Source organism: Arenimonas sp. (genome assembly GCF_047602345.1).
Taxonomy (GTDB): domain Bacteria; phylum Pseudomonadota; class Gammaproteobacteria; order Xanthomonadales; family Xanthomonadaceae; genus Arenimonas.
Genome location: NZ_JASGHN010000006.1, coordinates 81,956 through 93,528 on the forward strand (window position 1 = coordinate 81,956; position 11,573 = coordinate 93,528).

The following is an 11,573-nucleotide window of genomic DNA, read 5'->3' on the forward strand; positions in this document are numbered from 1 at the left end:
CCCTCCGGAGCCCGACTTGAGCGCCCCCGCTTCCTTCCAGCACGTCCTGTGGCTGCACGAACTGCGTCTGTCCGATCTGGCCCAGGTGGGCGGAAAGAACTCCTCCCTCGGCGAGATGATCGGCCACCTGAGCCAGCTCGGCGTCTCGGTACCCGGCGGTTTCGCGACGACGGCCGATGCCTATCGGGAATTCGTGGAATTCAACCAGCTGGCCGATCGCATGTATCGCCGACTGGAGACGCTCGACGTCGAGAATGTCGGAGAGCTGGTCAAGGCCGGTGCCGAGATCCGCGGCTGGGTGATGAACGCGCCGCTGCCGCCCGCGCTCGACCAGGCCATCCGCACCGGCTACCGCAAGATGTGCGCCGACGCCGGCGCTGCCGAGATCGCCGTGGCCGTGCGTTCGTCGGCGACGGCCGAAGACCTGCCGGACGCGAGCTTCGCCGGCCAGCAGGAAACCTTCCTGAACGTCACCGGCGAAGACGATGTCGTGCGAAAGGTGAAGGAAGTCTTCGCCTCGCTCTACAACGACCGCGCGATCGCCTATCGCGTGCACCACGGTTTCAAGCACGAAGACGTGTTCCTGTCGGCCGGCGTGCAGTTGATGGTGCGCTCCGACGTCGGCTCCTCCGGCGTGTTGTTCACGCTGGACACCGAATCGGGCTTCCGCGACGTCGTCTTCGTCACCGCCAGCTACGGCCTCGGCGAGAATGTCGTGCAGGGCGCGGTGAATCCGGACGAGTTCTATGTCTACAAGCCGACGCTGCGCCAGGGCAAGCCGGCGATCCTGCGCCGTACCCTCGGCGCGAAGCAGATCCGCATGGTCTATTCGGACCAGCCCGGCGAGCGCGTGCGCAACGAGGACACGCCGGCCGAACTGCGGGCGAAGTTCTCGATCAGCGACGCCGACGTGCAGGAACTGGCGAAACAGTCGCTGGTGATCGAAGAGCACTACGGCCGCCCGATGGATATCGAGTGGGCCAAGGACGGCGTCACCGGCAAGCTCTACATCGTGCAGGCCCGCCCGGAAACGGTGAAGTCGCGCGCGCGCGCCACCCAGATCGAGCGCTATGCCCTCGGTCGTCGCGGCCCGGTGATCTGCGAAGGCCGCGCCATCGGCAACAAGATCGGCAGCGGCACCGCTCGCGTCGTGCGCTCGCTCGCCGACATGGAACGTGTACAACCGGGCGACGTACTCGTCGCCGACATGACCGACCCCGATTGGGAACCGGTGATGAAGCGTGCCGCCGCCATCGTCACCAACCGTGGCGGCCGCACCTGCCATGCCGCGATCATCGCCCGCGAACTCGGCGTGCCTGCCGTCGTCGGCACCAGCAATGCGCTGGACACGATCGCCGACGGCGCCGCCGTGACCATCTCCTGCGCCGAAGGCGACACCGGTTTCATCTATGAAGGCGCCCTGCCCTTCGAGAAGATCACCACCGATCTCGAGCACATGCCGCCAGCGCCGCTCAAGATCATGATGAATGTCGCCAATCCGGAACGCGCCTTCGATTTCGCCATGCTGCCCAACGGCGGCGTCGGCTTGGCGCGGCTCGAGATGATCATCAACAGCCATATCGGCGTGCATCCGAAGGCCTTGCTCGAGTACGGCAAGCAGGACGCCGAGACCAAACGCAAGATCGACGCACGCATGGCCGGCTACTCCAATCCGGTGGACTTCTACGTCGACCGCCTGGCCGAGGGCATCGCCACGATCACTGCGGCGTTCGCTCCGGCACCGGTCATCGTGCGTCTGTCCGATTTCAAGTCGAACGAGTACGCCAATCTCATCGGCGGTAGCCGCTACGAACCGCACGAAGAAAACCCGATGATCGGTTTCCGCGGCGCTTCGCGCTATGTCGATCCGAGCTTCGCCGAGTGCTTCGCGCTCGAGTGCCGGGCGATGAAGCGCGTGCGCGACGAAATGGGGCTCACTAACGCTTGGGTGATGATCCCGTTCGTGCGCACGCTGGAAGAAGGCCGCGAGGTGGTCGAGGTCCTGAAGAAGAACGGGCTGGTGCAAGGCCAGAATGGCCTCAAGCTGATCATGATGTGCGAGGTTCCGTCGAACGCGCTGCTGGCCGATGAGTTCCTCGACATCTTCGACGGCTTCTCCATCGGTTCGAACGACCTGACCCAGCTCAGCCTGGGTCTGGACCGCGATTCGGCCATCGTCGCCCACCTGTTCGACGAGCGGAATCCGGCGGTCAAGAAGATGCTGTCCATGGCGATCCAGGCGGCGCGCGCCAAGGGCAAGTACATCGGCATTTGCGGACAAGGCCCGAGCGATCATCCGGATCTGGCCGAATGGCTGATGCAACAGGGTATCGAGTCGGTCTCGCTGAATCCCGACACGGTCGTCGACACCTGGCTGCGCCTGGCCAAGCTGGCGAAACACTGAGGCCGGCGTGGACTACACGATGGCCCGGCTGAAGGCGCTGCTTGCCACGGCGCTGAGCCACGAGTTGGTGCTGAAACTGCTGACGGCCGCCGCCATCGCGTTCGTCGGTCTGTGGTTGGCCCGCGTGTTGGCACGGGCGCTCGATCGCCTGATGCTGCGCTTCCATGTCGAAGAGACCTTGCGCAGCTTCCTGCGCAACGTCGCCTATTCGGCCGCCGTCATCGTCGCATTCATCGCGGCGCTGGATTTCGCCGGCGTGCCGACCACGTCCCTGCTCGCCGTCGTCGGTGCCGCTGGCCTCGCCATCGGCCTGGCGCTTAAGGATTCGCTGGCCAATATCGCGTCGGGCGTGATGCTCATCGTGTTGCATCCGTTCCGCAAGGGCGACCAGGTGCAGATCGCCGGACTCGAAGGCGTGGTCGATCAGGTGCGCATCTTCCAGACCCTGCTCGTGACCGGCGACAACCGCACGATCATCCTGCCCAACAGCCAGATCACGGCGGCGCCGATCACCAACTTCACCGCGCGTGGCGATCGTCGCGTGGACGTGCCGGTGGGCATCGCCTACGGCGACGATATCGCACGGGCCCGCGCCACGCTGCTCGCCATCGCGGCGGAAAACAAGCTGGTGAAATCCGAGCCCGCTGCCGCGGTCGTGGTAACCGAATTGGCCGAAAGCAGCGTCAATCTCCAACTGCGCGTCTGGGCGTTCGCGCCCGACCACGGCACGGTCAAGACCGAGCTGATGGAAGCGGTCTATGCCCGCTTCGGCCAGGTAGGCATCAGTATTCCGTATCCGCAGCGCGATCTGCACGTCTACCACCACGATGCCGAAGGTCGGCCGCTGGCGCAGCTGACGGCCGCGGTGCAGGACGGCGACTGAGGCGCCGATTCCTCAGGAAACGACGCGGTTGCGGCCGGCGTTCTTCGCTTCGTAGAGCTTCTGGTCCGCGCGCGACACCAGGCGTTCGCGATGCGGCAAGCCGGTGCGTTCGGCCAGGCCGATGCTGGCGGTGATCTTCAGGCCGGGAGCGAACTGGCTGCAGTCTATCCGTTCGATCGATTGCCGCACGCGTTCGCACAGCTCGCGCGCCTGCGCGATGTCCAGCCCGACGAACAGCAGGGCGAACTCCTCGCCGCCCCAGCGTGCAACCCGGCCGGAGCCGAGTTCGCCGGCCATGACGTCCGCCACGAGCTTCAAGGCCTGGTCGCCGACGTCGTGCGAGAAGCCGTCGTTGATGCGCTTGAAATGGTCGATGTCCAGCAAGCCGAAGCACAGCGGCTGGTTGTCGCGCATGGCGGCGCGGAAACTCGCGTCCAACTGCTCGTCCATGCTGCGCCGGTTGGCCAGGCCGGTCAGCGCATCGGTTCGTGCCTGAAGTTCGAAGGCTTCCGACTGTTGCTGGATCGTCTGGTTGAGGATCTCGAGTTCGTCGTTCTTCAGGCGCAGGTCGCGCGTGCGTTCGGCGACGGTCGAGCTCAGTTCGCGCTCGCGCGCTTCCAGGCTCGCCACGCGGGCGCGATACAGGCCGTAAAGGAACAGGGCCAGCAACAGGCCAGCCAGAGGCAGGAACCAGGGGCGCTGGTAGAAGCGCGGCTGGATCTCGAAGTTCAGCGTGGCGGTCTCCGGGCTCCATCCGCTGCCGCGCAGCGCCGCGCTGACCTTGAACTGGTACTTGCCGGGCGCGAGATTGGTGTACTGCGCCTGGCGCATCTGGTTGCGCTCGACCCAGTTGTTGTCGAAGCCTTCCAGGCGATAGCGATAACGGATCTGTTCCGGGGTGCGATAGCTCAGGCTGACGTAGTCGAGTTCGAGCTTGCGCGTACCCGGCGGCAGCACCAGCGCATTGCCCAACAGGGTTTCGTTGTCGTCGACGCGAACGCCTTCGATGACGACCGGCGGCGGTGCCACGCGATAGCGCGCCAGTTGGTCGGGCTGGACGACGGCCACGCCCTTGGCCGTCGCGACCCAGATGCTGCCGTCGCGCGCGCGCATCGCCGCCGGACCGGCGCCGCCATTGCACTGCGCGCTGGCCATGCCGTCGGCCTCGGCGAACTGCTGGTAATCGATCGCCTTGCGGCCGCCGTCGAGCACGGAATTGATCTGTTCGCGGCGCAGGTAGATCACGCCGGAATTCGAGGTCAGCCAGAAATTCCCGTAATTGTCGGTGACGACCTGGAACAGGGTGTCCACCGGCATGCCCTGCCGCACGCCGATGATGGCGAGCTGCCCCTTCTTGTAGCGGATGAGGCCACGATCGCTGGCGAACCACAGGGTACCGTCCGGGTCCTCGTGGATGCCGAATACGTCCTGCGCCTCTTCGAGGCTGTCGATGCGGATCGAGGTGATTTTCCCGTCGGCGTAATAAGCCAGCCCGTTCGCCGTACCGATCCAGATCTTGCCGTCCAGTGCTTCATGCAGGCTGATGACGAAGTCCCGCGGCAAGCCTTCCTTGCGCGTGAATATCTGCATCTTGCCGCCCTTGCGCCGCGCCAGCCCGGTCGACGTGCCTATCCACAGCGCGCCATCGCGCGCCTGCAGCAAGGCGCGAACCTGATTGCCGGGCAGGCCGGACTCGGCCGTGATCGAGGCCTGCGGCACGCCGTTGACCCAATGCTGCAGTCCCGTGGAATACATGCCGACCCAAAGACTGCCGTCGGTATCCTGCGCAAGACTCAGCACCTGGTCGTTGGAGCCCGAGTCCGATGCGCGGCTGACCTTCCCCTCGTGCCAGCGATTCAGGCCACGCGCAGTGCCGATCCAGACATCGCCGCCGCTGTCCTGCAGCACGGAGCGCACGTAATCGTCGGTCAGGCCGGCATGGGAGTCGATGCTGATGAAAGGCGTGTCGGCGAAGCGCAGCAGGCCCGCATTGGTGCCGACCCAGACGCTGCCTTCGCGATCGATGAACAACGAGGCGACGCGATTGTTCGGCAAGCCGCTGGAGGTGTCGAACGTCTCCAGGCCCTGCGGGCCGTAGCGCATCAGGCCGCGGTTGACCGTGCCGATCCAGAGCTCACCGCTGTCGTCGACCTTGAGGCTCGGAATGGCTTCGTCCGGGAAGTCGGGCAACAGCGGTCGGAAGCGCCCGTTCTCGCCGACGTACACGCCGCGCTCCGTACCGACGTACAGGCCGCCCTGCGGCGCGATCTCGATCGAGAAAATGGCCGCATGCGGCAAGCCATGCGTATGGTCGAAAACCTGGATGCGTTCGCCTTCGATGCGTACGAGTCCGTAACGCGTGCCGGCCCAGATCGCGCCATTGCCGTCTTCGAGCAGGGTGTAGATCACCCCCTCGGGAAAACCGTCCTTCTTGGCGAAGACCCGCACCTGACCATTGCTGATGCGGTTGAGTCCGGCGCTTTCCGTCGCCACCCAGATGCGACCGGCACGGTCCTGGATCGCGGTCATGATCTCGTTCTGGCTGAGCCCGTTGGCCGTGCTGTAGCTCTGCCAGCGCTCGCCGCGCAACACGCTGACGCCGCCACGCGAGGTCCCGAGCACGAGATCGCCGCTGCGCCCGGTGGTGACGGAGCGGATGCCGTTGTCCTTCAGTTCCGGAACGTTCTGCCGGCCGAAGGCGCGGAACTCCTGGCCATTGTAGCGGACGATGCCTTCCCAGGTGGCGAACCAGAGATAGCCCTCGCGCGTCTGCGCGATGCCGTTGACCTGGTTGTGCGGCAGACCGTCGCGCGTCGTCCAGACTTCGCGCGAGTAGCTGGACAGCGGCTTTTCGTCGAGCGTGGTCGCCGAGGCGAGACAGGACACGAGCAAGAGCAACAGTCCCCAGGCGCCCCGTACCATCGTCGCTCCCTTCCGTCGAATGCAGATCTGCTCAGGGCAGGCCGCCTAGCCGCCCCATCGCCTGCCGATAATATGCCAACTCCTGCACCGACTCGCGGATGTCCGACAAAGCCGTGTGGGCACCTGTCTTGTTGAACCCGGACAGCAAGGAAGGCGACCAGCGCCTGGCCAGTTCCTTCAACGTACTGACGTCCAGGTTGCGATAGTGGAAGTACTTCTCGAGCCGAGGCATGTGCCGCACCAGGAAACGGCGATCCTGACAGATCGAATTGCCGCAGATCGGCGACTTGCCCGCCGGCACCCAGGCACTGAGGAAGTCGATCGTCCGCGCTTCGGCCTGCGCCATGTCCAGGTCGCTGGCGAGCACGCGATCCCACAGGCCGCTTCGTCCGTGCGTGTTGCGGTTCCATTCGTCCATGGCCTCGAGCCGGGCCAGCGGATGGCGGATGGCGAACTCCGGCCCTTCGGCCAGCACATTGAGCTGTCCGTCGGTGACGAGGGTGGCGATTTCGATGATCGAATCGGCGTCGGGATCGAGCCCCGTCATTTCCAGGTCGATCCAGATCAGGTTTTCGGGGTGGCTCTGGCTCATCGGTCTCGCATGCCGTCGAGGGTGCCGGCATCATACCTTGGCCCGCCCCCGCTTCCGGAATCCCCATGCCGCAGACTTTCGGCCTCAACAGCGAGCACTACGCCGTCGTCTCGGCGATGATCACGCCCGCCTTCTTCCTGACGGCCACCAGCTCCCTGCTCGTCTCGTCCAACGGCCGGCTCGCCCGGGTGGTGGACCGCATGCGCGTACTGATCGCCGAACTGCAACATCTGACGGGACCGGATGAACGCGCGCGGCTGGAGAACAAGATCTCGCAACATCGCCTGCGGGCGAAGATCGTATTGCGCGCGCTGCAGATGCTGTACGCCGCCATGAGCGCCTTCGTCGGAACGAGCCTGGCGATCGCGGTGGACCAGTTCGTCGGTTACCGACTGGATGTACTGCCGACCGCACTGGCGGTACTGGGCGTATTGCTCGTCCTCGGGGCCTCGATCCAGCTGGGGCGCGAGGCGCGGCTCAGTCTCGCGACGTTGAACGTCGATATCGAACGCGAACTGGAGAAGGATCGCGCGACGCGGAAACCCTAGTCGAGGGTTCCGCGCTTGCCGCTGAAGTAGCGGCTCAGTATCCGCGCCGATTCCTCCGCCATCAGTCCCGCGTGCACCTCGGGCTGGTGGTTCTGGCGGGGATCGCGCAACAGGTCCATCACGCTGCCGGCCGCACCGGTCTTGGGCGCCGACGCGGCGAAAACCACGCGACCGATGCGCGCGTGCACCATCGCTGCGGCACACATCGCACAAGGTTCCAGCGTCACATACAGGGTGCAGTCGGCCAGCCGCTTGCTGCCCAGCGCTTCGCCGCCGGCGCGCATCGCCAGGATTTCGGCATGGGCGCTGGGATCGTTGCTCGCGGCGTTGAGATTGCCCGCCTCGGCCAGCAAGCGGCCATCCGGGCCGACCAGCACGGCGCCAACGGGAACCTCATCGGCGTGCAAGGCGGCCCGCTCGGCCAGCGCCAGCGCACGACTCATCCAGCGCCGATCGGCCTCCATGGCCTCGAATGCATTCGACTCCGTCGACTGGCGCGCGCCGACCAAGGGCCAACGATTCAAATGCACATGCTTCGTCTTGCCAACAAGACTGTGCACCAATACGAGTTCGCAAGCCGTCCAGCGGATCGGCTGGACTGGGCGTTCGGCGATGCTCTTGCTGTCGTAGAGCATCGTGACGTGCGGCTTGAATCGCGGGTCGATCTTCAAGCCGCATTTGACCAGCGCCGACTTGAGCCGCTCGCGGTAAGCAGACACAGCCTCCACACCCTCTCGCCCGATCAGGACTAGGGGCTTCTGATCACGACCGCTGAAACTCACGACCCGGTCGAAGGCAAGGTCGAAAGACGACTCCGCTGCCAGCGAAGCCACTGCGTCGTAAGCGATTTCAACGATGCGCCGCGGCACGCCGTGGAAATCGCCAAGATGTGCCAAGGTCACATGAAGCCGATTGGGCAGCAGCGGCCTGCCTTTCATCCCTTCCTGCGATCGGATCTCTTCGGCCAGTCCGAGTATCTGTTCGACCGCATGCGCGTCCGGAAACAACGCGAAGAACAGCCGGTCGTTGCCTTTCGGCAAGCTGTCGATCGGGTCCTGGTCGCCGAACAGATCGGGCATCGCCGACCTCACTCCCACTCGATCGTGGCGGGGGGCTTGCCACTGATGTCATAAACTACGCGAGAAATTCCTCGTATCTCATTGATTATTCTACGTGTTGCATTGTCCAACAGTTCGTAGGGCAGATGCGCCCAATGCGCCGTCATGAAGTCCACCGTTTCCACCGCGCGCAATGCGATCACCCATTCGTAGGCACGCGCGTCGCCGACCACACCCACCGACTTCACCGGCAGGAACACGGCGAAGGCCTGGCTCGTGCGGTCGTACCAGTCGGCCTTGCGCAGCTCTTCGATGAAGATCGCGTCGGCCTGAGCCAGGATCTCCGCGTATTCGGCCTTGACCTCGCCCAGGATGCGTACGCCCAGCCCCGGGCCCGGGAACGGATGGCGATAGACCATGTCGCGCGGCAGGCCGAGCTCGACGCCCAGGCGTCGCACCTCGTCCTTGAACAGTTCGCGCAAGGGCTCGACCAGACCGAGCTTCATGTACTCGGGCAGGCCACCGACGTTGTGATGGCTCTTGATGACGTGCGCCTTGCCCGTCTTGCTGCCGGCCGATTCGATCACGTCGGGATAGATCGTGCCCTGCGCCAGCCACTTCACGTTCTTCAGCTTGGCAGATTCCTCCTCGAAGATATCGATGAAGAGCTTGCCGATGATCTTGCGCTTGGCTTCGGGATCGGAGACACCGGCGAGCGCGGAGAAATAACGCTCGGCCGCATTGACGCGGATGACTTTCACGCCCATGTGTTCGGCCATCATGGCCATCACCTGGTCGCCCTCCTTCCAGCGCAGCAGGCCGGTATCGACGAAGACGCAGGTCAGGCGTTCGCCCAGCGCGCGATGTAGCAGCGCCGCCACCACGGAGGAATCGACGCCGCCCGACAGGCCGAGCAAGACTTCGTCGTCGCCAACCTGGGCGCGCACGCGGGCGATCTGGTCCTCAATGATGTGCGCGGCCGTCCATAGCGTTTCGCAGCCGCAGATCTCCACGACGAAGCGGCGCAACATGTCGGCGCCGGAGCGCGTATGCGTCACTTCCGGGTGGAACTGCACGCCGTACCAGCGCCGCGATTCGTCGGCCATCGCGACGATCGGCACCGTCTCGGTGCAAGCCACGATCTCGAAGCCTTCCGGGATTCGCGTCACGCGGTCGCCATGGCTCATCCAGACATCCAGGCGCGGCGGGCTGCCGGGGTGATCCTTCAGCCCGTCGAGCAGGGCGCATTCCGATGTGATTTCGACTTCGGCGTAGCCGAATTCGCGGTGATGCCCGCCTTCCACTTGCCCGCCGAGCTGCATCGACATCGTTTGCATGCCGTAGCAGATACCGAGGATCGGCAGCCCGGCCTCGTAGACGCACTGCGGCGCGCGCGGCGAATCCTTTTCCGTCGTCGACTCCGGACCGCCGGACAGGATGATGCCTTTCGCCCCCCAGGCGGCGATCTCGGCCGGATCGTGGTCCCAGGCCCAGATTTCGCAGTAGACGCCGAACTCGCGGATGCGGCGGGCGATCAGCTGCGTGTACTGCGCGCCGAAGTCGAGGATGAGGATCTTGTCGCTGTGCAGGTCGGTCATGGCGGAACGGTACTCTCAAAAGACGAGGGAGGCGCTCGGCCTCCCTCGGGGTTCAACTGGTGCGGTAGTTCGGCGGCTCTTTGGTGATCTGCACGTCGTGCACGTGCGCCTCGCGCGTGCCGGCGTTGGTGACACGGACGAACTTCGGCCGCGTGCGCATCTGCTCGATATCGGCGCAACCGACGTAACCCATCGAGGCGCGCAAGCCGCCGGCGAGTTGGTGCACGATGTTGCGCAGCAGGCCGCGGTAAGGCACGCGACCCTCGATGCCTTCGGGCACGAGCTTGTCGGCGTCCGAGGCGTCCTGGAAATAGCGGTCCTTGCTGCCCTGCTCCATCGCGCCGAGCGAGCCCATGCCGCGATAGCTCTTGTAGCTGCGTCCCTGGAACAACTCGATCTCGCCGGGACTTTCTTCGGTGCCGGCGAACAGGCCGCCGATCATCACCGTGCTGGCGCCAGCGACGAGCGCCTTGGCGACGTCGCCGGAATAACGGATGCCGCCGTCCGCGATCAGCGGAATGCGATCCTTGAGCACGTCGGCGACCATGCCGATCGCGGTGATCTGCGGCACGCCGACGCCAGCCACGATGCGCGTCGTGCAGATCGAACCGGGACCCACGCCGACCTTCACCGCGTCGGCACCGGCATCCATCAAGGCCAGGGCGGCATCGCCGGTGACGATATTGCCGCCGATGACCTGCACGTTCGGGAAATTCTTCTTCACCCAGGCCACGCGATCGAGCACGCCCTGCGAATGGCCATGCGCGGTGTCGACGACGACCACGTCGACGCCGGCAGCAGCCAGCGCTTCGACACGGGCCTCGGTGTCGCCACCGACACCCACCGCCGCACCGGCGAGCAGGCGTTCGGACGAATCCTTGGCGGCGTCGGGGTTGTCTCGCGCCTTCTGGATATCCTTCACCGTAATCAGGCCGCGCAGTGCGAAGCCATCGTCGACCACCAGGACCTTCTCGATGCGGTGCTTGTGCATCAGCGCCAGGACTTCCTCGTCGCTCGCGCCTTCGCGCACCGTCACGAGGCGATCCTTCTTCGTCATGATGTGACGGACCGGATCGTCGAGCTTCTTCTCGAAGCGCATGTCGCGGCTGGTCACGATGCCGACCAACTGCCCGCCATCGACCACCGGCACGCCGGAGATGCGGCGCGCCGCGGTGAGTCGCAGCACTTCGCCGATCGTCGTTTCCGGACCGACGGTGAAAGGCTGGCGAATCACGCCGGCTTCGAAATTCTTGACCTCGGCCACCTGGGCGGCCTGCGCGCTCAGCGACATGTTCTTGTGCAGGATGCCGATGCCACCGAGCTGCGCCATGGCGATGGCGAGGCGGGACTCGGTCACCGTGTCCATCGCCGCGGCGACGATGGGGAGATTGAGATGGAGGTCGCGGGTCAGCCGGGTGCGCAGGCTGACGTCCTTGGGCAGGACGATGGAATGGGCGGGAACGAGAGAGACGTCGTCGAACGTCAGTGCTTCGGCCTGGATGCGCAGCATGGTGCGGTTCCGGGGAAAGGAAGCGCGACATTATAGCCGGTCGGCGGCCCTCGGCGCA

At 65.2% G+C, this 11,573-nt stretch carries 8 protein-coding genes and 1 pseudogene; 3 read left to right on the forward strand and 6 right to left on the reverse strand.

All coding sequences use genetic code 11. The features are described 5' to 3' along the window. The first annotated feature begins 16 nt into the window (after positions 1 to 16). A complete protein-coding gene (gene ppsA, locus QM707_RS04780; RefSeq protein ID WP_415000723.1) occupies positions 17 to 2,404 on the forward strand; it encodes a phosphoenolpyruvate synthase in 2,388 nt (795 codons plus the stop codon). 7 nt (positions 2,405 to 2,411) lie between these two features. Next, on the forward strand, positions 2,412 to 3,287 hold the full coding sequence (locus QM707_RS04785; protein WP_415000724.1) for a mechanosensitive ion channel family protein: 876 nt from the start codon (positions 2,412 to 2,414) through the stop codon (positions 3,285 to 3,287). 12 nt (positions 3,288 to 3,299) lie between these two features. On the opposite strand, the gene QM707_RS04790 is transcribed toward QM707_RS04785, so the two are convergent. Together QM707_RS04790 and orn are read right to left on the reverse strand one after the other, a co-directional pair. Beyond that, positions 3,300 to 6,209 carry a two-component regulator propeller domain-containing protein gene (locus QM707_RS04790; RefSeq protein WP_415000725.1) on the reverse strand — a complete coding sequence of 970 codons (2,910 nt, stop codon included), beginning with the start codon at positions 6,207 to 6,209 and terminating at the stop codon, positions 3,300 to 3,302. A gap of 31 nt (positions 6,210 to 6,240) precedes the next feature. Further along, positions 6,241 to 6,801, reverse strand: a complete 561-nt coding sequence (gene orn, locus QM707_RS04795; RefSeq protein ID WP_415000726.1) for an oligoribonuclease — start codon at positions 6,799 to 6,801, stop codon at positions 6,241 to 6,243. A 65-nt stretch (positions 6,802 to 6,866) separates the two neighbouring features. Between orn and QM707_RS04800 the strand changes: the two genes are divergently transcribed. Continuing rightward, on the forward strand, positions 6,867 to 7,349 hold the full coding sequence (locus QM707_RS04800; RefSeq protein ID WP_415000727.1) for a DUF2721 domain-containing protein: 483 nt from the start codon (positions 6,867 to 6,869) through the stop codon (positions 7,347 to 7,349). Here QM707_RS04800 and tadA read toward each other — a convergent pair. From tadA to guaB, 4 genes and pseudogenes are all read right to left on the reverse strand, one after another. Then, complete coding sequence (gene tadA, locus QM707_RS04805; protein WP_415001811.1) at positions 7,346 to 7,813, reverse strand: tRNA adenosine(34) deaminase TadA; 468 nt, start codon at positions 7,811 to 7,813, stop codon at positions 7,346 to 7,348. The genes QM707_RS04800 and tadA overlap by 4 nt on opposite strands. A gap of 102 nt (positions 7,814 to 7,915) precedes the next feature. Further along, a pseudogene (locus QM707_RS04810) lies at positions 7,916 to 8,428 on the reverse strand (2'-5' RNA ligase family protein); the annotation flags it as partial. An 8-nt stretch (positions 8,429 to 8,436) separates the two neighbouring features. Further along, a complete protein-coding gene (gene guaA, locus QM707_RS04815; RefSeq protein WP_415000728.1) occupies positions 8,437 to 10,005 on the reverse strand; it encodes a glutamine-hydrolyzing GMP synthase in 1,569 nt (522 codons plus the stop codon). A gap of 52 nt (positions 10,006 to 10,057) precedes the next feature. Beyond that, the gene (guaB, locus tag QM707_RS04820) at positions 10,058 to 11,515 is read right to left on the reverse strand and encodes an IMP dehydrogenase (RefSeq protein WP_415000729.1); all 1,458 of its coding nucleotides are present in this window, start codon (positions 11,513 to 11,515) and stop codon (positions 10,058 to 10,060) included. Positions 11,516 to 11,573: the final 58 nt, after the last annotated feature.

Excerpts from the sequence above, each read along its gene's own strand:
- QM707_RS04790 (WP_415000725.1), bottom strand. The coding sequence starts at position 6,209 with ATGGTACGGGGCGCCTGGGGACTGTTGCTCTTGCTCGTGTCCTGTCTC.
- orn (WP_415000726.1), bottom strand. The coding sequence starts at position 6,801 with ATGAGCCAGAGCCACCCCGAAAACCTGATCTGGATCGACCTGGAAATG.
- QM707_RS04800 (WP_415000727.1), top strand. The coding sequence starts at position 6,867 with ATGCCGCAGACTTTCGGCCTCAACAGCGAGCACTACGCCGTCGTCTCG.
- tadA (WP_415001811.1), bottom strand. The coding sequence starts at position 7,813 with ATGGAGGCCGATCGGCGCTGGATGAGTCGTGCGCTGGCGCTGGCCGAG.
- guaA (WP_415000728.1), bottom strand. The coding sequence starts at position 10,005 with ATGACCGACCTGCACAGCGACAAGATCCTCATCCTCGACTTCGGCGCG.
- guaB (WP_415000729.1), bottom strand. The coding sequence starts at position 11,515 with ATGCTGCGCATCCAGGCCGAAGCACTGACGTTCGACGACGTCTCTCTC.